Raw genomic sequence first — 23,774 nt, forward strand, 5'->3', positions numbered from 1 at the left:
TGGGAACTGACCATGACAGGCTTGAGCGTGACCGCTCACAGTTTCACCGCCACCGGGCTGTATGGCGCTGGCCAGGTATCCACGCCGTGGACGTTGACGGTGACGGCCAATACCGCACCGACCATTACCCAGGCCGTAGACTCCAAAGGGGTACCGATTGCCAAAGGCGGAAGCACCGTCGATACCACGGTCAAGCTGTCAGGGGCCGGCGCCAAAGGTCAGAAAGTCCAGATCAAGGATGGCACCACCGTCAAAGGTGAAGCCACGGTTAACCTGACGACCGGCCTGTGGGAACTGACCATGACAGGCTTGAGCGTGACCGCTCACAGTTTCACCGCCACCGGGCTGTATGGCGCTGGCCAGGTATCCACGCCGTGGACGTTGACGGTGACGGCCAATACCGCACCGACCATTACCAAGACCCTAGACTCCAAAGGGGCAGCGATTGCCAAAGGTGGGACCACCGTCGATACCACGGTCACGGCGTCAGGGGCCGGCGCCAAAGGGCAGAAAGTCCAGATCAAGGATGGCGACACCGTCAAAGGTGAAGCCACGGTTAACCTGACGACCGGCCTGTGGGAACTGACCATGACAGGCTTGAGCGTGGCAGCTCACAGCTTCACCGCCACCGCGCTGTATGGCGCTGGGCAGGTATCCACGCCGTGGACGTTGACGGTGACGGCCAATACCACACTGACCATCACCTCAGTAAAAGATCAGAGCAACTGGAACATTCCCGATAACGGTCATACCGTGCACACCAGCGTCACACTCACCGGCTCCGCACCTATCGGTCAGAAGGTGGAAGTTTTCCTCGGCACGATCTCCAAGGGCCTCGCGGAAGCTGGACCCGACGGGATCTGGACCCGTACCGTCAGCGGGTTAGCACTGAACGTGCTGCACACCTTAAAGGCCGTTGGCCAATACGCGAACAACCCGACGTCTAACCTCTGGCGTTTGACGGCGTTGAATGGCGTGACGCCGGCCATCACCGCCGCGCAGGACTCCAAAGGGCAGCCAATCAGCAATGGTGGAAGCACTCCTGACACCCGTATCCGCCTGACGGGGACGGCGAACACCTTTCTTGAGGTGGAGATTTACGACGGTGCCATCTCCACTGGCAAAAAGGTCAGGGCTGATAACAAAGGTGACTGGTCGGTTGAACTGACCGGGCTGACAACTACGGAGCATGTGTTCAAGGCCAAGGCGTTGTATGGCAGCGGGACGGAGTCGGGGGAGTGGAAGTTGACTGTGGCCGCCCTCGTTGACCTCGTTGAAGACTTTCAGTCATATCCAAAAAACATACACATCGTCAACCCAGGGGATTCCCTCGAGGGGACGCACACCAAAGCAACGTTGAATACAAACATCGGGGGGGGTTACCAGGGCTTTAATGTACCTTCTGAGCCGATATGGGGCCTTTTTGCCACTGTCCATGCGTGGGATGCTTCATACAAACTTGCGTACTCTTTAACACTGAAAAAAGGGAGTGCCAAGAGTGCGAAAATCAACGGTTACATTGGCATACTTCTTCCCGTCCGCATCGAGCTTGAGTTTCTGCAAGACGATATTAAGGTGGACTCAACTGTGTATTTCGAAGGTACTCCGAAAGAAGAATTTTATGAGAGAGACGTCACCCCAGATAACGGCCAAGCATTCAATACACTCAAGTTCGTGTTGACTGGGTATTTCGGGAACGAGGGTGCTTATAATTTTAGCTTCTCCAGAGTCACATTCAAAAGCTAAGAACTTATCTAACACTCACACCGATGAAGGGGCGCCGGTGAACAGCTGGTGCCCTCAGAACTTGAAGTCAGAGGAAATCACTGTTCCAACAGCAGATAAGGGACAGATTTATTTAATGGCAATCGCGACGCCTAGAAGGGATCTTTGCCGGGCACTTAAGCAGTGACTAACGCAAATCCCATGTAGGAGTGAGCCTGCTCGCGATGAGGCCAGAACTGCTGTCGGCTATTCCTTGGGCACCACGTTATCCAGCGCCTGATTCACGGCCAACTCCCCCAGCATCACCACCTGCGCAATGCCCAGCGCCGTATTGCGACTGGACCCTTCCAGCGTCCCGGCGAAATCACCGAGCATGACCGTGGCCGAGGCCAGGGATTCGCAGGCGTTGGCCAGTAGGGATTCGGTGTCGGTTTGCGGGTTGACCATGAACATGCTGCTGGGGGTGTAGGGCGTTGCCATGATTTGCGCGGGTGCGAGGTAGTGGTCGAGGGCGCGTTCGGCGGCTTCGTGGAGTTTTCTGGAGTTGAGGGATTCGTAGGGTGATAGCGGGTCTGTGGCCGGCGGTTTGGGTGGGGTTTCGGGCATCAGCTGGAACTCCGATCAAGGCACTTTGGAAGAATGATGGCCTGTAGGAGCTGCCGCAGGCTGCGATCTTTTGATGTTGCTTTTAAAGATCAAGATCAAAAGATCGCAGCCTTCGGCAGCTCCTACAGGGGACCGGGCAGTTAGTTCGGCACGCGGCGGCCGTCCAGTACCCGGTTGACCATCAGTTCACTGAGCATGATCACCTGATGCAGCATCAGCATGGCCCGGCGCTGTGAGTGGTCGACGGTGTCGCCGATATCGCGGGCCATGTCGCTGGCGGCGGCCAGAGATTCGCAGGCTTCGACGAGCAAGGTTTCTTCGTCCACGGTGGGGTCGATGAGGAAGATTCTGCTCGACTGGCGTGACGAGGCTGTAGGGATCGAAATCTTCAGTGCGCCGGGGTTGAGGTAGAAGTTGATGGCGCGGTCGGTTGCCGCTTTTATCTTCTGCGGGTCGAGCGCTGGGTCGTACGGGATCGAGGTGTTTGGGGGGGTGGGTGTGGCTTTGAACATAGATGAAGCTCCAATTTGAAAAATGGGAGCCATCACCCCTCGCTACCAAACGATGGGTGGCGGCCATGCGCGGGTTGGTAGACCGGTCGAATTGGCAAAACCCGGCGCTCACGAATGAGCCCCACGCATGACCACCATACAAAGCCGTTCTCAATAAGAGGCAGCATTTGGAGGTGTCGCAAGAACGACAATTCAAGACGGGCTACCAAACCCGATCACTGATTTTCAGTGACAGGCAAACGATATAGCCCGGCCCATAGCCGTGTAAGCCGGCGGATTCTGGCGTACGCGTAGGTAACGGCGCAAGGCGTTGTAGCCGTTATGGCGTAACGGTTCGTGTACTTTAAACATGCTCATGCTAGTTACGTTTACGTGCAGACAGTGGCCGAATAATTCACCCGCGATGTTGATGTTGTTTGCCAGGCCGCTATCGCCAGCAGGCTGGCTCCCACAGTTGGAATGGGTGCATCCAGTCGGGTATTGGTCGGCTCGCAGGCTGGCCCCCCTCCTCTGTAGGAGCTGTCGAGTGCAACGAGGCTGCGATCTTTTGATCTTGTTTGATGACGAAAACAGCAATGGCAAAAGATCGCAGCCTGCGGCAGCTCCTACAGGGAGATTGGGTGCATTCAGATGTGGAGCGGGCTTGCTCGCGAAGGCTGATTCGCCGGCAACACATTGCGTCAGACAGAAAAAACCCGCCGCCCCGATCAACCGGAGCGGCGGGTTTTGTCGTTTCAGGCCTTGATCACACCGTGTCCACCTTCAGTGAATGATCATTGAGCATCCCGCTGATGATCGTCGCCGTGTCGTGCCCGCCGGCCACCACCCCACCCGCCCCCGGCGTCACGCCGTAGTGGCTGGCAAGGTTGACGCCGGCCAGGTCGATGGTCTGGTTCGGCGTGGCGCCGGCCAGGGCGCTGACGTCGATGCTGGTAAGGACAGAAGCGCCGCTGCCGGTGACGGTGAAGTGCAGGTAGTCGTCGAGCGACGCCGTGGTGCCGTTTTCACCTTGCAGCAGTTGCGACAGGTCGAGCTTGTCGGTGCCGGGAGTGAAATCGGTGATGGTGTCGTGGCCGCTGTTGCCCTTGAGGTACTGGAAGGTGTCCGCGCCCGGCCCGCCGGTCAGGGTGTTGTTGCCCATACCACCGATCAGCAGGTCATCGCCACCGCCACCGTTGAGGATGTCGTTGCCCAGGCCGCCGTTGATCACGTTGTTATTGTTGTCGCCGGTCAGGGTGTCGTTGAAGTTCGAGCCGACCAGATTTTCGATGTTGCTGATCGTGTCGGTGCCGGCGCCGAGGGTGTTTTGCGCACCGAGCAGGCCGAGGTTGACCGTGACCCCGGCGGTGGCGTGGGCATAGCTGACCGTGTCGATGCCGGTGCCGCCGTCGAGAATGTCGTTGCCTGGGCCGCTGTAGAGCAAGTCGTTGCCCGCACCGCCGTGCATCTCGTTGTTGCCGGAACCGGCGGTCAGTACGTCGTTGCCGTCGCCGCCATTGAGGATGTTATTGCCGGTGCCGGCCACCAGAATGTCATCCCCGGCCGTGCCGGTGAGGGTGTGGCCATCCTGATAGGTGATGCTGACGTTGGCGGTGTCGCTGCCGCCATGGTTGTCATTGGCGGTATAGGTGCCGTGGAAGTCCGGCGTCACGTCGTGGGCGCCGGCGTAGTTGACCGTCATGGTCAGTTGGTAGTTTTCCGCGGCCGTCGGATTGCTGCCGCTGGTGTTGCTGATGTTGGTCACGTGAATCTGGTAGGTGCCATCGGCACTGGCGGTGATGGTGCCGCCATCGGCGATGCTGACGAACGCGCCGCCGTTGACCGAGTACTCCATCGTGACGTGGCCGGCCGCGAGGTTGTGATCCAGGTTCAGCGTCTCGCCCTGTTTCAGTTTGACGGTGATCAGGTCTTCATCGTTGGCATTGGCGTTGGTCACCGCACCGAGGTAACCGCTGACCACCAGCACGGCGGTCATCGCGGCGGTGTTGGCGGCGAACGCGTTGCGCACGTCGGCCAGGGCCTGGTTGGCCGCGGTGTTGCCGGTGCCGGCGAAGTTGATCGCACCGGTACCGGTAAAGTCCGCGCCCTTGGCCACCCAACCGGTGTTGAAGCTGGTCGGCGAAGCGTTGAGCGGGTCACCGTCCGGATCGGTGTCGTTGACCAGCAACAGTTCGCCTGGCACGGTGATGTTGCTCGACAGCACGTTGGTGATGACGTGGTCGTCCGTCGCCACCGGTGGCGAGTTGGGGATGACTTTCACGGTCAACGTCGAGCTGGCGAGGTCGCCGTCGTTGTCGCTGAGGGTGAAGCCGATGTTCTCGGTGATCACCGTGGTCGTGGTTTTCTGCGAGGTGTAGCTGTAGTCACCGGTGTCGAGGTTGATCACCAGCGTGCCGCTGTTGTTGGTGGCGATGCTGATCGTGTTGTTCACGGTGTTGAACGTGCCGTGGTTGGTGCCGCCGGATGCAATCAACGAACCCTGACCGCTGTTGGCGCTCGGGTCATAGGTGTAGGTGGTGCCGTCGACCACGATGGATTTGATGAAACCGCCATCGGCGCCGAACGTACCGCCCTCGCCCAGCAGCGAACCGGTGACCGGGGCGCCTTCGACGGTGCCCGACAGCACCGAGTTGAGCTGATTGAGATCGGTGACCACCACCGCGTTGGTGTTGGTGTGGCTGATGCCGTCATAGGCCAGCGGGTCGAGGTTGGCGTTACTCACGCCGCTGCCCAGACCGATCGCGTAGTTCTTGATGTTGTTGGCATCGAGGAAGTTTTTCAGCGCGGCTTCGTCAGCAGCGTTGATGTCGCCCTCGTTGGGTTTGCCGTCGGAGAAGAAGTAGCCGACGTTCTGCGCCCCGGTGAGTTTCCCCGAGGTGTTGAACGCGGTCTGCATCACCGCCACGGCGGCGTCGTAGTTGGTACCGCCACCGGCGGTGAGGCCGGCGAGTATGGACTTGGCCGTCGCCACATCGACCCACACCGAAGTCCGGTCAGTGGCATTACTGCTGAAGGTGACGAGCTGCACCTTCACATCACCGAGGTCATCGTATTTATCGAGCAAGGCACTGATGGCCTGCTTGGCCAGCGCCAGCCGTGACAGCCCCGGCACACCGGAGGCGTCGGCCATACTGCCGGAGATGTCGAGGACGATCAGCAGGTTGGAATCGATCTCCACCGCCGCCACCGAGCGATCCGACGCCACGGCTTTGGGCACGTCGTCGACGATATTGACCACGATCGTGCTGGTGGTGCTGTTACCCAGCGCATCGGTGGCTTTGTAGGTGAAGCTTTCGCTCAGGGTGTTGGCGCCGTCGTTGGCGTTCGGTGTGGTTTTCGGTGCCGAGGTCAGGGTGTAAGTGTAGGTACCGTCGGCGTTGAGCTGGATCTGCCCGTAAGTGCCAGTGGCACTGCCGACCAGGGTGTAGGTGAGCGCCCCGCTGCCGCCGGTGACCGCGCCGACCAGGGTGCCGCTGGCGGTTTCGCCGGTGTTGCTCGGGTCGCTGCCGGTGACCGTGCCGGGGGCCAGATCCTGGCCGTCCTTGGTCAGGTCGAGGGCTTTTTCGTAGACCGTGACGTCCTGATCCACCGACGCCACCAGTTTGCTGTCGGCGACATTGATGGTGATGGTGGTGGTGCTTTCGTCGCCATCACCGTCGCGGATGGTGTAGGTGAAGGTGTCGGTGGCGCCCGGCGGGCTCACCGAGTTCGGGTTGCTGTGGTAGATGGCGTTGCCTGCCGCGTCGAGGGTCAGGTAACCGTAGGTGCCATTGATGTTGCTGTTGAGGCCGCCGATCGCCGAGGTCGCGGTGTTGCTGCCGGCGCGCACGCCGACCACTGCCCCGCCTGCCGCTGCGCCATCGGCGCCGGTGACGTCGTTGCCGAGCACGCTGATATTGACCGTGCCGCCCTCCGCCACCGAGCCGGTGTCGGCCTTGGCGGTCGGCAGGTCATCGATGATGTTGACGTTGATCTGGCCGCTGGCGGTACTGCCATCGGTGTCAGTCGCGACCACGTTGAAGTTTTCGGTGAGGCTGTTGGCGCCGTTACCGGTCGGGTGGTTTTCGTTGTCCACCAGGGTGTAGCTGTAGCTGACCACGCCGGTCGCCGGGTTGTAACCGGTGATGGTGAACGTGCTGCCCAGCGGCGACACCACCGATTGCGGGAAGCCTGCGGCGACCCCGTTGGTCACGACGGCAATGCCACCGACGGTGAGGGTTTGCAGGCCATCCAGGGCCGTGACGGTGAACGTACCGCTCTGGGTCAGCGCCGGGGTGTTGGGGCTGGTGCCGTCACTGAGGTTTTTCTCGTAGACGGTGAGTTCGCCGCCATTGACGTCGAGGCCGTTGAGCACCACCGGATCGTCATTGTTGTGGATGTTCAGCACCAGGTTGGCGGTGCTGGTATCACCATCGGCATCGGTGAGCGTGTAGGTGAATGTCTCGGTGCCGTTTCCACCGCCGTGCAGTGCCTTGAAATCGGCATCAGCCGGGTTGAGCGTGTAGGTGTAAGTGCCGTTGGCATTGAGCACCAGCGTGCCGTAAGTCCCGGTGAACGTACCGGCAGTGATCGGCCCGGCATTCGGACCGGTGGCGACCACATCGGCGCCTTGCACGTCGTTAGTCAGCACGTTGCCGGTCAGGGTCAGCTGGGTTTCCGAGGCGCTGGTGGCGTTACTGTCGTTCATCGCCTTGGGCACGTCATCGACGATGCTGACGACGATGGTGCTGGTGACCACATTGCCCAGCGAATCGGTGGCCTGATAGGTGAAGGTTTCAGTCAGGGTATTGGCCCCGTCGTCGGCATGCGGCGTGGTGGTCGCGGGTGAGGTCAGGGTGTAGGTGTAAGTGCCGTTGGGGTTGAGCACGATCTGTCCGTAGTTGCCGGTGGCACTGCCGACCAGCGCATAGCTGATGGCGCCGACCGCACCGGTGACCGAACCGACCAGCGTGCCGGAGGCGGTTTCACCGGTGCTGGTCGGATCGCTGCCGATGACCGTACCGGGGGCCAGATCGGCGCCGTCCTTGGTCAGGTCGAGGGCTTTTTCGTAGACGGTGACGTCGGTATCGCTGGTCGCATTCAGCTTGCTGTTGGCGACATCGATGGTGATGGTGGTGGTGCTTTCATCGCCATCGGAATCGCGCACGGTGTAGGTGAACACATCCACCGCACCGGGGCCGTTCACGGCATTGGGGTTGCTGTGATAGACCGCGTTGCCGTTGGCGTCCAGCGTCAGGTAACCGTAGGTGCCATTGATGTTGCTGTTGAGGCCGCCGATGGCCGAGGTCGAGGTGTCGGAACCTGCCCGCACACCGACCACCGCGCCGGTCACCGCCGGGCCGTCGGCGCCGCCGATGTCATTGTCGAGCACGTTGCCGCTGACGGTACCGCCCTCCGCCACCGAGGCGGAATCGGCATGCGCGCTCGGCAGGTCATCGATGATGTTGACGTTGATCTGGCCGCTGGCGGTGCTGCCATCGGTGTCAGTCGCCACCACGTTGAAGTTCTCGGTGATGCTGTTGGCGCCGTTGCCGTTGGGATGGGTTTCGTTTTCGACCAGGGTGTAGCTGTAGCTGACCACGCCGGTCGCCGCGTTGTAGCCGGTAATGGTCAGCGTGCTGCCCAGCGGCGTGACGACCGATTGCGGGAAGCCTGCGGCCACGCCACCAGTGACGACATTAATGCCGCCCACGGTCAGGGTTTGCAAGCCGTCGAGGGCCGTTACCGTGAAGGTGCCGCTCTGAGTCAGCGCCGGTACATCGGGACTGGTGCCGTCGCTGAGGTTTTTCTCGTAGACAGTGAGTTCGCCGCCATTGACGTCGAGACCGTTAAGGATCACCGGATCGTCGTTGTTGTGGATCTGCAGAACCAGATTCGCGGTGCTGGTATCGCCGTCCGAATCGGTGAGGGTGTAGGTGAAATTTTCAGTGCCGTTGCCGCCGCCGTGCAGGTTTTTGAAGTCGGCGTCGTTGGTATTGAGCGTGTAGGTGTAAGTGCCGTCAGTGTGCAGTTCCAGGGTGCCGTAGGTGCCGGTGAACGTGCCGGCGGTGACCGGGCCTGTCGGTACGCGGTCGGCGCCTTGCACGTCGTTGGTCAGGACGTTGCCGGTCAGGGTCAACTGGCTTTCCGACGCGGTGGTGGCGTTGCTGTCGTTCACTGCTTTTGGCAGGTCGTCGATGATGTTGACGTCGAGGGTGGCGTTGGCAGTGGTGCCGTTGTCGTCCACTACGGTGACGGCGAACTGCTCGGGCAGGTTGTTGGCGCCGTTGGCGGTTGGGTGTGCTTCGTTGTCGACCAGGGTGTAGCTGTAGCTGACGACACCGGTGGTGGTGTTGAAACCGGTGATGGTCAGCGTACTGCCGAGCGGTGTGGTGACGGATTGCGGGAAACCTGCTGCGACGCCGTTCGTGACGACCGCGATGCCACCGACCGTGAGCGTGGTGACGCCGTCCAGAGCGGTGATGGTGAAGGTGCCGCTCTGGGTCAGCGCGTTAGCATCAGGCGCACTGCCGTCGCTGAGATTTTTCTCGTAGACGGTGAGTTCGCCGCCGTTTACATCCAGGCCGCTGATGATCACCGGATCGTTGTTGTTGTGGATCTGCAGGACGAGGTTGGCGGTGCTGGTATCGCCGTCCGAATCGGTGATGGTGTAGGTGAAATTTTCAGTGCCGTTGCCGCCGCCGTGCAGGTTCTTGAAGTCGGCGTCGGTGGTGTTCAGCGTGTAGGTATAGGTGCCGTCGGTATGAAGTTCGAGGGTGCCGTAGGTGCCGGTGAACGTACCGGCGGTAACCGGGCCGGTGGGCACGCGGTCGGCGCCCTGAACATCGTTGGTCAGCACATTGCCGGTGAGGGTCAGATTGGTCTCTGACGCGGTATTGGCGTTGCTGTCGTTCACGGCTTTTGGCAGGTCGTCGATGATGTTCACATCGAGGGTTGCGTTAGCGGTGGTGCCGTTGTCGTCCACTACGGTGACGGCGAACTGCTCGGGCAGGTTGTTGGCGCCGTTGGCGGTTGGGTGGGCGTCGTTGTGATCCAACGTGTAGCTGTAACTCACAACACCCGTAGTGGCGTTGAAACCGGTGATGGTCAGCGTGCTGCCGAGCGGTGTGGTGACCGATTGCGGGAAGCCTGCGGCTACGCCGTTGGTGACCACCGCAATGCCGCCGACGGTCAGCGTGGTGACGCCGTCCAGAGCGGTGATCGTAAACGTGCCACTTTGAGTCAGCGCACTGGCATCAGGCGCGCTACCGGTGCTGAGGTTTTTTTCGTAAACCGTCAGCTCGCCGCCGTTTACGTCGAGGCCACTGATGATCACCGGATCGTCGTTGTTGTGGATCTGCAGCACCAGATTGGCGGTGCTGGTATCGCCGTCCGAATCGGTGATGGTGTAGGTGAAATTTTCAGTGCCGTTGCCGCCGCCGTGCAGGTTCTTGAAGTCGGCGTCGGTGGTGTTCAGCGTGTAGGTATAGGTGCCGTCGGTATGAAGTTCGAGGGTGCCGTAGGTGCCGGTGAACGTACCGGCGGTAACCGGGCCGGTCGGTACGCGGTCGGCGCCTTGTACGTCGTTGGTCAGGACGTTGCCGGTCAGGGTCAGATTGGTTTCCGAGGCAGTGCCGGTGTTGCTGTCGTTCACGGCTTTAGGCAGGTCATCGACCACATTGACGTCAAGGGTCGCATTGGCAGTCGTGCCGTTGTCGTCCACCACGGTGACAGCAAATTGCTCAGGCAGGGTATTGGCACCGTTGCCGGTCGGATGCGCGTCATTGTGATCGAGGGTGTAGCTGTAACTCACTACCCCGGTGGTCGCATTGAAACCGGTGATGGTCAGCGTGCTGCCCAATGGCGTGGTAACCGATTGCGGGAAGCCTGCGGCCACGCCGTTGGTCACCACGGCAATACCGCCGACGGTCAGCGTAGTAACGCCGTCCAGTGCAGTAATGGTGAACGTGCCGCTTTGGGTCAGTGCATTGGCATCAGGCGCACTACCGGTACCGAGGTTTTTCTCGTAGACAGTCAGTTCGCCGCCGTTCACATCCAGGCCGCTGATGATCACTGGATCGTCGTTGTTATGGATCTGCAACACCAGATTCGCAGTGCTGGTATCACCGTCCGAATCGGTGATGGTGTAGGTGAAGGTTTCGGTGCCATTACCGCCGCCGTGCAGGTTTTTGAAGTCTGCGTCGGTCGGGTTGAGCGTGTAGGTGTAAGTGCCGTCAGTGTGCAGTTCCAGCGTGCCGTAGGTGCCGGTGAACGTACCGGCGGTAACCGGGCCGGTCGGTACGCGGTCGGCGCCTTGTACGTCGTTGGTCAGGACGTTGCCGGTCAGGGTCAGATTGGTTTCCGAGGCAGTGCCGGTGTTGCTGTCGTTCACGGCTTTAGGCAGGTCATCGACCACATTGACGTCAAGGGTCGCATTGGCAGTCGTGCCGTTGTCGTCCACCACGGTGACAGCAAATTGCTCAGGCAGGGTATTGGCACCGTTGCCGGTCGGATGCGCGTCATTGTGATCGAGGGTGTAGCTGTAACTCACTACCCCGGTGGTCGCATTGAAACCGGTGATGGTCAGCGTGCTGCCCAATGGCGTGGTAACCGATTGCGGGAAGCCTGCGGCCACGCCGTTGGTCACCACGGCAATACCGCCGACGGTCAGCGTAGTGACGCCGTCCAGTGCAGTAATGGTGAACGTGCCGCTTTGGGTCAGTGCGTTGGAATCCGGCTCGCTGCCAGTGCCGAGGTTTTTCTCATAGACCGTCAGCTCGCCACCATCGACGTTCAAGCCATTGATCAGCACCGGATCGTCGTTGTTGTGAATCTGCAAAACCAGATTCGCAGTGCTGGTATCGCCGTCCGAATCGGTGATGGTGTAGGTGAAGGTTTCGGTGCCATTGCCACCGCCGTGCAGGTTTTTGAAGTCTGCGTCGGTGGTGTTGAGCGTGTAGGTGTAAGTGCCGTCAGTGTGCAGTTCCAGGGTGCCGTAGGTGCCGGTGAACGTACCGGCGGTGACCGGGCCGGTGGGTACACGGTCGGCGCCTTGCACGTCGTTGGTCAGCACGTTGCCGGTCAGGGTCAGCAGGGTTTCCGAGGCGGTGTTGGCGTTACTGTCATTCACCGCTTTGGGCACGTCGTCGATGATGTTGACGTCGAGCGAGCCGGTGGCGCTGTCGCCATTGCTGTCGCCAGCAGTGACGGTGAAATGTTCGCTGAGGCTGTTGGCACCGTCACCGGCCGGATGGGCGTCGTTGCCGTTGAGGGTGTAGCTGTAGCTGACGACTCCGGTCGCGGCGTTGTAGCCGGTGATGGTCAGGGTGTTGCCCAGTTGTGTGGTGATCGACTGCGGAAAACCCGCCGCCACGCCACCGCTGATCACGTTGATGCCGCCGATGTTCAGGCTGCTCAGGCCATCCGGCGCCGACACCGTAAAGCTGCCGCTCTGGGTCAGCGCGCCGGGGTTGGCGGAGGAGCCGGCAGGCAGGTTGGCTTCGTTGAGGGTCAGCTCACCGCCAGGCACGGCAAGGCCACTGAGGGTCACCGGATTGTTGACCGGCGGCGGCACGATTGGCGTGTTGTCGCCATTGTCGATGACGACGTTATGGCGCTCTTCGGGAAACTCGGGAATACCGTTGAAACCGGCAGTCGGGAAGCCGATCACCGGGTCCACACGCCCACCGACTTCCGTCAGCAGCACAAAACTGTGACCGCCACCCAACTCACCCGGCACGCCGCCCGGTGCATTCGGGCCGGCGGCGGTGGCCTCTGCCGCTTTGGTCGGGTCTTCGCCGGCAGCGATGGCTTTCTGAATCTGCTCGACGTCCGTCAGTTGTGCTTCGCTGGGGGTCAGCGCTTCAGGGGAATCGACATGCACCGCCTGATTGGCCAGCAGTTGCCCGGACAGGGTCATGCTGCTGTCGCGGCCCAAGGTCAACTCGTGACCATTTTGCAGATGAATGGCGACGGCACCTTCTGCCCCGGTGATCACTTGATCGCCGGCAAACAAGCGGTCGCCCTCGACCAGGGCGCGGCGAGTGCCGTCGGTGCCCTGCGCAAAAACCTGACCAATGACTTTAGTGACGATCCCGATGAGCGTTGCCATGTGAAATTCCTCCGCTGCCGACCACCGTCGGCACTGGTTCGCGAAGCAGCCCATGGCTCAAGCGGGTTGCCGGGGTGACGCTCGCACCTCGACAGTTCGTTTCGCAGGTTGCGCAAAAAAGGAAACTTCAGTGCTTTCAAGCACTTCGGAGTCCTGATCGATGCGGTTGGCCCACTAACGCTACGTAACGGTGGTGAATCACCTGAGTGACAAAAATCTGTCGCTCGTTTGCCGCTACGCGTCCCTCCCCTTCAGCAGTACTTCGCCGTATGTCGCAAAGTGAGTGGAACTTTCCTCAAGCCTTTTTGTGCTCCCTAAAGCGCATAAAACAAAGGCTTTCGCTCTGAACAATGTGCCGGTTTTGGCCAAGCGCATAAGTTTTTTTCGGCATAAGCCTTATGAAAATTTTTTCTTAGCTACGCTTCAGGATGTTCTTAGCTCTGTTGTTACAAGAGTGAAACGCTTACACCTCAAATTATCGTCAAATATTTGGCGACAGTAACGCACCATCAGGACCAGGGAGATGCACCCCATGCGCGTTTTAACCCCCCTCTGCAGCGCGGTTTTGCTGGCCATGGCTTGCACTTCCCAAGCCCAGGCCATGAACCTGACCGAAGCGATTCAAAGCACCATCGCCACCCACCCGGATCTCGCCTCGCGCGTGGACGCCAAACTGTCCGCCGATGAACAGGTGAAAGTGGCCAAGGGTGGCTTCTATCCGTCCGTCGATTTGAATGCCGCTTACGGGCGCGGTTACAGCGACAACACCAATACCCGGGCTTTCGGTAATCACCACACCGAAATCCTCAATTACACCCAGTCGGAACTGCGCCTGCGGCAGATGATCTTCGACGGCTTCAACACCGCCAACGAGGTCGAGCGCACCAAGGGCGTGTCCAACTCGCGCGCCTATTACGCACAGGGCACCGCTCAGGATCTGGCCCTGCGCACGATCGAGGTCTACCTCGAAGTGCTCAAGCGCCGTGAACTGGTGACCCTGGCCAGGAACAACCTGCAAGCGCACTTGCGCGTGAATGACCAGATCGGCCTGCGCACCCAGCGCGGCATCGGCAGCACCGCCGACTCCGATCAATCGGTGGCCCGTAAGGCGCTGGCGCAAAACAACCTCGACACTGCCGAGGTCGATCTGGCGGATGCCGAATCGAACTTCTACGCCGTGGTCGGACGCATGCCCGATGAGCTGGAAGCGCCACCGTCGACTCGCGGCGAAATCCCCACCAGCCTGCCGGAAGCCCAGCAGAGCATGGTCGAGAACAACCCGTACCTGAAATCCGCGCAGGCGGACGTGCAGTCAGCCGAGAGCCAGTACGAAGTCGCCAAATCGCCGTTCTACCCGCGTTTCGACGCCGAAGCGGCGGTGGGTGCGAACAACAACGTGCAAGGCGATGAAGGCCACGACAACGAATGGCGCGTCGGCGTGATCATGAATTACAACCTGTTCCGCGGCGGCAGCGACAAGGCCCGTCTGGCGTCCGATGCGCACCAGATCAACCAGGCGATGGACATTCGCAACAACGCCCTGCGCCAGTTGAACGAGAACATTCACCTGGCGTGGAACGCCATGGTCAACGCGAACAAGCAGACCCCGACCGCCCGCGAATACGCCGAGACCACCAAGCGTGTACGCGCGGCGTATCAGGATCAGTTCGGCCTCGGACAACGCACCCTGCTCGACTTGCTCGACAGTGAAAACGAGCTCTACAACGCTAACCGCCGCTACACCGAAATCCGCTACACCGAGGAATATTCGATGTACCGCGTGCTGGCGAACATGGGCCAGTTGCTGAGCAAGCAACGGGTGGTTCTGCCGGCGGATGCGATCGCAGCGACCGAAGTCAAAAACGAAGCACGCCTGCCTGAGCTGAAGTAAGTCCCACGATCCATTGTGGCGAGGGAGCTTGCTCCCGCTGGGTTGCGCAGTGACCCCAAAGATTTGAGCAGCAATGAGTTCCATGGGGCTGCTGCGCAGCCATCGGGGATAAATCCCCTCGCCACAAGGTTGGACCAGTCATTACAGGGGCGATCAATATGACCAGCATGGCCGAAGGCGGACACACCGGGATCGATCCGCGGCTGAGCTTCGATGACCCGTTGCTCGACGGTCTGTTGATCCTCTGCAAACTGCATGGCGCGACGGTCAGTCGTGCCAGCCTGAGTGCCGGGCTGCCCCTGAACAAGCAACGCCTGAGTCTGGACCTGCTGCCCCGCGCAGCGGCCCGGGCCGGTTTGCAGGCGCGTTTGTTGCGCCGCGAGCTGAAGGATATTTCTACGCTGAATCTGCCGATCCTGTTGCTGCTCAAGGATGGGCGCACCGCCGTCCTGCGGCGTTTTGCCGATGACGGCAAGGCGCTGATCCTGCCCAGCGAAGCCGATGGTGGCGAGCAATGGGTCGAGCGCGAAGAACTCGCCGAACACTACAGCGGCCAGGCCTTGTTCGCCCGTCCGCGCCACGAACTCGAAGACTTGCGTTCACCGCTGGTGCCGCGGGTGCACGCCTGGTTTCGCGACACGCTGAAGCTGTCGAAATGGCTGTACAGCGACGCGATCCTTGCCAGTTTCCTGATCAACCTGCTGGGCCTGATGGTGCCGCTGTTCGTCATGCAGACCTACGACCGCGTGGTGCCGAATCAGGCCACCTCGACCCTGTGGGTGTTGGCGATCGGCCTGCTGATCGGCACCGGTTTCGAACTGGTGTTGCGGGTGGTGCGCGCGCACCTGCTGGACACCGCCGGCAAGAAAACCGATGTGATCCTTTCCGCGACTTTATTCGAGCGCATCACCGGCATGGCAATGAAAGCGCGGCCGGCGACCATCGGCGGTTTCGCCCAGAGCATTCATGACTTTCAGGGCCTGCGCGAATTCCTCACCGCCGTGACCCTGACCAGCCTGATCGACCTGCCCTTTGTGGTGTTGATGCTGGTGGTGATCGGCCTGCTGGGCGGCTGGCTGGTGGTGATTCCGCTGCTGGCGTTTCCGCTCACGATCATTTTTGCCCTGGCGATTCAGGTGCGCCTGCGCGACACCGTGCAGAAGAGCCTGAGCCTGGGTGCCGAACGGCAGGCGCTGCTGATCGAAACCCTCGGCGGCCTGGAAACCCTCAAGGCCTGCAGCGCCGAAAGCGAGCGCCAGCACAAATGGGAAAGCACCCACGGCGCCCTCACCCGCCTCGACAGCCATGCGCGCAATCTTTCGGCGCTGGCGACCAACGGCACGCTGTTCATCCAGCAGTTTTCCGGGATGGCGACGATTGTCGCCGGGGTCTACAGCATCATCGCCGGCAACCTCAGCGTCGGTGCGCTGGTCGCCAGCTACATGCTCGGCAGCCGGGTGCTCGCGCCATTGGGACAAATCGCCGGGCTGATCACCCGCTACCAGCAAGCGCAACTGACCATGAAAAGCACCGACGCGCTGATGGGCCTGCCCCAGGAACGCGACGGTAAGCAGCGGCCACTGGAACGCACGCAACTGCAAGGTGCGCTGGACGTCAGTGGCGTGACCTTCCACTACAACGGCCAGAACGCGCCGGCGCTGAGCAACGTCAGCTTCAGCATGCAACCCGGCGAGCGGATCGGCATCATCGGCCGCAGCGGCTCCGGCAAAAGCACCCTGGCGCGGCTGGTGATGGGCTTCTATGAACCCGAGGAAGGCCAGTTGCTGCTCGACGGTCTCGACCTGCGGCAACTGGATGTCGCCGACCTGCGCCAGCAGATCGGGTATGTCGCCCACGACCTGCCGCTTTTGGCCGGCAGCCTGCGCGACAACCTGACCCTCGGCGCCCGCTACATCAGCGATTCACGCATGCTCGAAGTCGCCGAACTGACCGGCGTCACTGAACTGGCCCGCCAGCATCCGCAAGGCTTCGACCGGCCGGTAGGCGAGCGCGGCCAGCTACTTTCCGGCGGCCAGCGCCAGGCCGTTTTACTCGCTCGGGCGTTGCTGCTCGACCCACCGATCATGCTGCTCGACGAACCCACCAGCGCCATGGACAACAGCAGCGAAGACCTGCTGCGCCAGAAGCTCCACGGCTGGGTGCAAGGCAAGACGCTGCTGCTGGTCACCCACCGCACCTCGATGCTGAGCCTGGTGGACCGGCTGCTGGTACTGGACAACGGCCGGGTCGTCGCCGACGGCCCGAAAGAAGCGGTCATCGATGCACTGCGCAAGGGCCGCGTTGGCTCGGCGGCGGTTTAGTCGATGCAACATAAACCTGCGGCCACCTACTGTCTGTGGCGAGGGAGCTTGCTCCCGCTGGGTTGCGAAGCAGCCCCAAAGATCTTGTGGGCGCTGCGCACCCAAGCGGGAGCAAGCTCCCTCGCCACAAGGATTGTGTTGACCTGTTTCTCTTGAGTGAGGGGTATCGCCCCATGTCTGCAGCTTCAGATAGCAAATCACGCGGCTACTTCGACAGTTTCGGCAAAAGCGCCGAAGCCGAGTTCATGCCGGAAACCGCCGGCGCGGCATTGCAGGATTCGCCGCGCTGGTCGCGAATCACCGTGTGGCTGGCGGCAGCGCTGTTGATCAGTGCGCTGGTCTGGGCCAAGTTCGCCGTGCTCGAAGAAGTGACCATGGGCGAAGGCAAGGCGATTCCGTCGAGCAAGGTCCAGGTGATCCAGAACCTTGAGGGCGGGATCGTCACCGAGATCTTTGTCCGTGAAGGACAGATGGTGAACAAGGGTGACAAGCTGTTGCGCCTGGATGACACGCGGTTTCTGTCGAACAAGGGTGAGAGCGAGGCAGACCGTTACGCTCTGACCGCGCAAGTCGAACGCCTTTCCGCCGAAGCCGAGGGCCGTCCGTTCAAGCTGTCTGACGAAGTGATCGCCAAGGCGCCACAGGTCGCCGAAGACGAGCGCGCGCTGTATGACCAGCGCCAACGCCGTCTGGCCAGTGAGCAACGCACCCTCACCGAACAACTGCGGCAGAAGACTCAGGAGCTGGCGGAGTTTCGCTCCAAGCAAGGCCAGTACAGCTCCAGCCTGGCGCTGCTGCAGCAAGAGATGAACATGTCGGCGCCGCTGGTCGGCACTGGCGCGGTGTCGCCGGTGGAGATCCTGCGACTGAAACGCAGCGCGGTGGAAATTCGCGGCTCACTGAACGCAACGACCCTGGCGATCCCACGGGCGGAATCGGCAATCAACGAGATCAAGAGCAAGATCGACGAATCGGAACAGACTTTCCGTTCCGACGCCGCCAAGGACCTCAATCAGAAGCGAACCGACCTGTCGAAAATCACCGCGTCGAGCATCGCCATCGACGACCGCGTCAGCCGCACCACCGTGACTTCGCCGGTGCACGGAGTGATCAAGCAACTCAAGGTCAACACCATCGGCGGCGTGGTGCAGCCAGGCAGCGACATGGTGGAAATCGTGCCGCTGGAAGACAACCTGCTGATCGAAGCCAAGGTCCGTCCGCAAGACGTCGCGTTCCTCCATCCGGGCCAGAAAGCCATGGTCAAGTTCAGTGCCTATGACTACACGATCTATGGCGGCCTGAGCGCGAAACTGGAGTTGATCGGCGCCGACACCATCACCGATGACAAGGGCAACAGCTTCTACCTGATTCAGGTGCGCACCGATAAAAACCACTTGGGCGGCGATGTGAAACCGCTGCTGATCATCCCGGGGATGGTGGCGACGGTGGACATTATTACCGGGGAGAAAAGTGTGCTGGATTACCTGCTTAAACCGGTGCTGAAAGCCCGGACTGAGGCGATGCGGGAGCGGTAGAAATGTCTGGATTTTGTGGTGAATTGGCTGGCCTCATCGCTGGCAAGCCAGCTCCCACAGTGTCCGTGTCGAACACAAAATCTGCGAACACCTCAGAACCTGTGGGAGCTGGCTTGCCAGCGATGAGGCCAGTACTGCCAACACTTATCTGTCGCCATGATTACGCTGAAAAACCTCCGCCCCCATCGCCGCAATCTGCCCCTCGATCAACGCCTCGAACGGCTTCAGTAACGGCGAAAAAGTCGTCGGCGCCTCAAGGGTTTCCAGCGCCTGCACAATCGCCTCAATCGTCGACAACGCCCCCGGCCCCGGCGCCTTGCGCAACCGGTAACGCGACACCCCGCCCTGCGCCAGCGTCACCCGCGGCAACGCCGCCAGCAGCGGATTGAGGTGGAGCATCTTGCGCGCCTTGCGCCAGGTGCCGTCCGGCACCACCAACAGCAGCGGCTCATCGGATTCGCGGTAAGCCTGCATCGGCTGCGCATCGTCAGCGGGAAACAGCAACCGCGCCTGATAACCGGGTCGGTTCAACAACGCCGGCAAATCCTCGAACACCTCCCCCACAATCAGCTCGGCATTGGCCAAACCCAGCGCCGCCAACCTTGCGGTGTTGAGCGCGTGATTGACCTCGCTCGGATGCTGCAGCAGCAGGATGCGGGTGCGGCTGTCGAGGCGCGGGATCAGCGGGCACAGGCAATGGGTTTGTGGGCGCAGGCAGCGCGGGCATTGGGGTCTGGACATATTCTTCAGGCCTGATTGAGCTGAGCTTTGAGCAGATCACGGAAGGTCTGGATCAGCGGTTCGCGGCTGCGGCCACGACGCATGATCATCGAGAACGGTGCCTGATAACCGAAAGTTGCCGGCAGCAACACGCGCAAGTCGCCCTTGTCAGCCCAGGCCTGGGCGTAGTGCTCCGGCAGGTAACCGATGTAGGCGCCGGACAGCACCAGAATCAGTTGCGCCTCCATACTTTCCACAGTCGCCGCGCTGTGCTTGAAACCATGGCGCGCCAGTTCCGCCTGGCTCCAGTAACCACGGCCGACCATGCGTTGCTGTGTGATGACCTGCTCGGGGATCCGCCGCTCGTTGAACAGCGGATGCCGGCTGCTGCAATACAGCCAGTGCTGCTCGCGGTACAGCGGCATGTACACCAGACCGCTCATGCGCGTGGAAAACGCGCCGATCGCCAAGTCGAGACGGTTGTCCTGCACACCGAGTTGCAGTTCGTAGGGGCTCATCACCGACAGGTGCAAATGCACCGCCGGGTGTTCCTGACTGTAGGCGCCAATGGCTTCGGCGAACGGCAAGGCCTTGTCGCTGACGGTGGAGTCGATCACCCCGAGGTTGAGCGTGCCACGCAGTTCGCCCTTGAGCGCGGCGGCGTATTGCTCGAAACCTTCGAGTTCGGCGAGCAGGCGCAGGGTTTCCTGATGGAACAGCTCGCCCTTGCTGGTCAGGCTGAACCCGCCGCGCCCGCGATGACACAGCACCAGACCGAGCGCCGCTTCGAGCTGGCTCATGTAAGTGCTGATCGCCGAGGTCGACAGGTTGAGTTCCTGCTGCGCATTGGCAAAGCCCTGATGCCGGACCACGCTGACGAAGATGCGCAATAGTTTCAGGTCGGGTAAAGCGTTGGCCATCAGGTACTCCACAAACAAGGATCACAGGTGCGTAGAACGCTGCACCACACCACATCCCTTGTGGCGAGGGAGCTTGCTCCCGCTCGGCTGCGAAGCAGTCGCAAACCCGGCAAATACAGTTGATCAGGTGTACCGAGTCGTGTGGTTTTGGGGCGGCTGCGCCGCCCAGCGGGAGCAAGCTCCCTCGCCACAGGGGTATCGGTACGGGTTCGGGAAGTCTATCCCGCGCCTCTCCATTAGTTTAGAAAAATCTGAACTAAGTTTTTGCCCGTAGCGATTCTTCCCCGCCACTACATTTCGCAGAATCGGCCCCACAGCGGCGTCCGAACCTGTGCTCAACGGTGCGCCGACATAAATAAAACAAAGACGATGAGGCCCTACCCGTGGACAAGATTCTTCACCAACCACTGGGCGGCAACGAAATGCCGCGCTTCGGCGGCATCGCCACCATGCTCCGACTCCCCCATGTACCGACCGCTGCCGGCCTGGACGCTGCCTTCGTTGGCGTGCCCCTGGATATCGGTACTTCGCTGCGCCCCGGTACCCGCTTCGGGCCGCGCGACATCCGCACCGAATCGGTGATGATCCGCCCGTACAACATGGCCACCGGCGCCGCGCCGTTCGACTCGCTGTCGGTGGCCGACATCGGTGACGTGGCGATCAACACCTTCAACCTGCTCGACGCCGTGCGCATCATCGAAGAAGCCTACGACAACATCCTCGAGCACAACGTGATCCCGATGACCCTGGGTGGCGACCACACCATCACCCTGCCGATCCTGCGGGCGATTCATAAGAAGCACGGCAAGGTCGGTCTGGTGCACATCGATGCGCACGCTGACGTCAACGATCACATGTTCGGCGAGAAGATCGCCCACGGCACGACCTTCCGTCGCGCCGTCGAAGAAGGTCTTCTGGACTGCGACCGCGTGGTGCAGATTGGTCTGCGCGCACAGGGCTACACCGCTGACGACTTCAACTGGAGCCGCGATCAGGGCTTCCGTGTCGTACAAGCCGAAGAGTGCTGGCACAAGTCGCTGGCGCCGCTGATGGCCGAAGTGCGCGAGAAAGTCGGCGGCGGCCCGGTGTACCTGAGCTTCGACATCGACGGTATCGACCCGGCCTGGGCGCCCGGCACCGGCACCCCGGAAATCGGTGGTCTGACGACCATTCAGGCGATTGAAATCGTTCGCGGCTGCCAGGGCCTCGACCTGATCGGCTGCGATCTGGTAGAAGTCTCGCCCGCCTACGACACCACCGGCAACACCTCGCTGCTGGCCGCCAACCTGCTGTACGAAATGCTCTGCGTACTGCCTGGCGTGGTCCACCGCTGAGGGTTCGGCCATGAACGAACGTGATCAAGTGTTGAAAGCGGCTGCCGATCTGGTGTCCGCCTTCGCTCGTAACGATCGCGAGGCTTATTTCGGCGCGTTCAGCGCCGATGCAAGTTTCGTGTTTTACACCCTCGAACAGCCGCTGCTGTCGCGCGATGCCTATCAGGCCTTGTGGGACAGCTGGCGCGCCGAGGACGGCTTTGAAGTGCTGTCGTGCACTTCGAGCAACGCCTTCGTCAGCCTGCAAGGTGACGTGGCGGTGTTTATCCATGACGTGGCCACCGAGCTGCGCATGCAAGGGGAGCAACACTTCAGCCAGGAGCGCGAGACGATTGTTTTCAAGAAACAAGCGTCGAGCCTAGAACAACAAGGCCATTGGCTGGCCTGCCACGAACATTTGTCCGCAATGCCGGAAGGGCTGCCATCCCCTTAGCCAAGACAGGTGACGCTCACGCACGATGAGCGCACCTTTATGATCGGAGCAGATCATGAATAACAACAACAACGACCAAAGCCTTACGCAAATTGAAACCCACGGGGTCGAACAGATCCCGGACCACGAACGCACCGCAGGCCCGACGGACTTGTTCCGGATGATCTTCGGTGGTTCAAACACCTTTGCCACCGCCGTGCTCGGCAGTTTCCCGGTGCTGTTCGGTCTGTCGTTTCAGGCCGGCGTCTGGGCAATTGTGCTGGGCGTGCTGCTCGGCTCGCTGATCCTCGCACCGATGGGCCTGTTCGGCCCGATCAACGGCACCAACAATGCCGTGTCCTCGGGTGCCCACTTCGGCGTGCACGGGCGGATCGTCGGCTCGTTCCTGTCGCTGTTGACCGCCATCGCGTTTTTCTCGCTCTCGGTGTGGAGTTCGGGCGATGCGTTGATCGGTGGGGCGAAACGTCTGATCGGTCTGCCGGAAACCGACCTGACCCTGGGCCTGGCCTACGGCCTGTTCGCGATTCTGGTGCTGACCGTGTGCATCTACGGCTTCCGCTTTCTGCTGTGGGTGAACAAGATCGCGGTGTGGAGCGCCAGCCTGTTGTTTCTGCTGGGCATCTTCGCCTTCGCCGGTCCTTTCGACGTCAACTACGCCGGCACGGTGAACCTCGGGCAACCGGGCTTCTGGGCGGCGTTCATCGGCGCGGCGCTGGTGGCGATGAGCAACCCGATTTCCTTCGGTGCGTTCCTCGGCGACTGGTCGCGCTACATCCCGCGTGACACGTCCAAGCAGCGGATCATGGCCGCCGTGGTGCTGTCGCAGATCGCCACGTTCATCCCGTTCCTGTTCGGCCTGAGCACCGCGACCATCGTCGCGATCAAGGCGCCGGACTACATCGCGGCGAACAACTATGTGGGCGGCCTGCTGGCGGTATCGCCGAGCTGGTTCTTCCTGCCGGTGTGCCTGATTGCGGTGATCGGCGGCATGTCCACCGGCACCACCTCGCTGTATGGCACCGGGCTGGACATGTCCAGCGTGTTCCCACGGGTGCTGTCACGTGTGAAAGCGACGTTGCTGATCGGCGTGCTGTCGATTGCCTTCATCTTCATCGGGCGCTTTGCGGCGAACCTGGTGCAGAGCGTGTCGACCTTCGCCGTGCTGATCATCACCTGCACCACCCCGTGGATGGTGATCATGATCATCGGCCTGTTGGTGCGTCGCGGCTTCTACTGCCCGGATGACCTGCAAGTGTTCACTCGCGGCGAGCAAGGCGGACGCTACTGGTTCAACCACGGCTGGAACTGGCGTGGCCTGGGTGCATGGATCCCGAGCGCGGCGGTCGGCCTGTGTTTCGTCAACCTGCCGGGGCAGTTCGTCGGCCCGCTGGGCGAGATGGCCGGTGGTATCGACATCAGCCTGCCGGTGACGCTGGGCCTGGCCTCGGTGGTGTACCTGACGCTGCTGAGCCTGTTCCCGGAACCGCGGGAGGTGTTTGGACCGCAGGATGCGCGCAGCCAAGGCGCGAAGTCGCCAGCTAAATCGGCACTGCGCCAGGCGGCCTGATTCACACAGAAAATTTGAAGGATTGGAGTTCTTGTGGCGAGGGAGCTTGCTCCCGCTCGACTGCGCAGCAGTCGCAATGAAGCTGTTGGGGCCGCTTCGCAGCCCAGCGGGAGCAAGCTC

11 protein-coding genes and 1 pseudogene are annotated in these 23,774 nt (G+C 61.3%); 7 read left to right on the forward strand and 5 right to left on the reverse strand.

Features of this window, described 5'->3' with window-relative positions; all coding sequences use genetic code 11:
• Window positions 1–1,746, forward strand: a pseudogene (locus ACU680_RS19500) (hypothetical protein); the annotation flags it as partial.
• Window positions 1,747–1,971: 225 nt separating this feature from the next.
• Here the strand turns inward: ACU680_RS19500 and ACU680_RS19505 are convergent.
• The 3 genes from ACU680_RS19505 to ACU680_RS19515 form a co-directional block, all read right to left on the reverse strand.
• A complete protein-coding gene (locus ACU680_RS19505; protein ID WP_448180286.1) occupies window positions 1,972–2,331 on the reverse strand; it encodes a DUF6124 family protein in 360 nt (119 codons plus the stop codon).
• Window positions 2,332–2,471: 140 nt separating this feature from the next.
• Window positions 2,472–2,843 carry a DUF6124 family protein gene (locus ACU680_RS19510; RefSeq protein ID WP_448180287.1) on the reverse strand — a complete coding sequence of 124 codons (372 nt, stop codon included), beginning with the start codon at window positions 2,841–2,843 and terminating at the stop codon, window positions 2,472–2,474.
• A 745-nt stretch (window positions 2,844–3,588) separates the two neighbouring features.
• Window positions 3,589–12,933 (reverse strand): retention module-containing protein, encoded by a 9,345-nt coding sequence (locus ACU680_RS19515; protein WP_448180288.1) that lies wholly within the window; start codon window positions 12,931–12,933, stop codon window positions 3,589–3,591.
• Between the two features lie 532 nt (window positions 12,934–13,465).
• Here ACU680_RS19515 and ACU680_RS19520 point away from each other — a divergent pair.
• The 3 genes from ACU680_RS19520 to ACU680_RS19530 all read left to right on the forward strand — a co-directional run bounded on the left by ACU680_RS19520 (window position 13,466) and on the right by ACU680_RS19530 (window position 18,680).
• Window positions 13,466–14,824, forward strand: coding sequence for a TolC family outer membrane protein (locus ACU680_RS19520; RefSeq protein ID WP_007962570.1), 1,359 nt, complete (start codon window positions 13,466–13,468; stop codon window positions 14,822–14,824).
• Between the two features lie 158 nt (window positions 14,825–14,982).
• Window positions 14,983–17,145: a type I secretion system permease/ATPase gene (locus ACU680_RS19525; protein ID WP_448180289.1), complete on the forward strand. Its 2,163-nt coding sequence runs from the start codon at window positions 14,983–14,985 to the stop codon at window positions 17,143–17,145.
• 173 nt (window positions 17,146–17,318) lie between these two features.
• The gene (locus tag ACU680_RS19530) at window positions 17,319–18,680 is read left to right on the forward strand and encodes an HlyD family type I secretion periplasmic adaptor subunit (RefSeq protein ID WP_367083744.1); all 1,362 of its coding nucleotides are present in this window, start codon (window positions 17,319–17,321) and stop codon (window positions 18,678–18,680) included.
• Window positions 18,681–18,824: 144 nt separating this feature from the next.
• Here ACU680_RS19530 and ACU680_RS19535 read toward each other — a convergent pair whose 3' ends face one another.
• Window positions 18,825–19,421, reverse strand: a complete 597-nt coding sequence (locus ACU680_RS19535; protein ID WP_448180290.1) for a tRNA-uridine aminocarboxypropyltransferase — start codon at window positions 19,419–19,421, stop codon at window positions 18,825–18,827.
• A gap of 5 nt (window positions 19,422–19,426) precedes the next feature.
• The gene (locus ACU680_RS19540; protein WP_007956593.1) at window positions 19,427–20,320 is read right to left on the reverse strand and encodes a LysR family transcriptional regulator; all 894 of its coding nucleotides are present in this window, start codon (window positions 20,318–20,320) and stop codon (window positions 19,427–19,429) included.
• A 383-nt stretch (window positions 20,321–20,703) separates the two neighbouring features.
• Here ACU680_RS19540 and speB point away from each other — a divergent pair, with 383 nt between their 5' ends.
• The 3 genes from speB to ACU680_RS19555 are packed head-to-tail and all read left to right on the forward strand — an operon-like array spanning window position 20,704 to window position 23,654.
• On the forward strand, window positions 20,704–21,654 hold the full coding sequence (gene speB, locus ACU680_RS19545) for an agmatinase (protein ID WP_003222717.1): 951 nt from the start codon (window positions 20,704–20,706) through the stop codon (window positions 21,652–21,654).
• Window positions 21,655–21,664: 10 nt separating this feature from the next.
• Window positions 21,665–22,087, forward strand: coding sequence for a YybH family protein (locus ACU680_RS19550; RefSeq protein ID WP_027614575.1), 423 nt, complete (start codon window positions 21,665–21,667; stop codon window positions 22,085–22,087).
• A gap of 55 nt (window positions 22,088–22,142) precedes the next feature.
• Entirely contained in the window at window positions 22,143–23,654 is a 1,512-nt protein-coding gene (locus ACU680_RS19555) for a purine-cytosine permease family protein (RefSeq protein WP_448180291.1), read from the forward strand.
• Window positions 23,655–23,774 lie beyond the last annotated feature (120 nt).

The sequence above is a fragment of the Pseudomonas sp. LF020 genome (assembly GCF_053456425.1).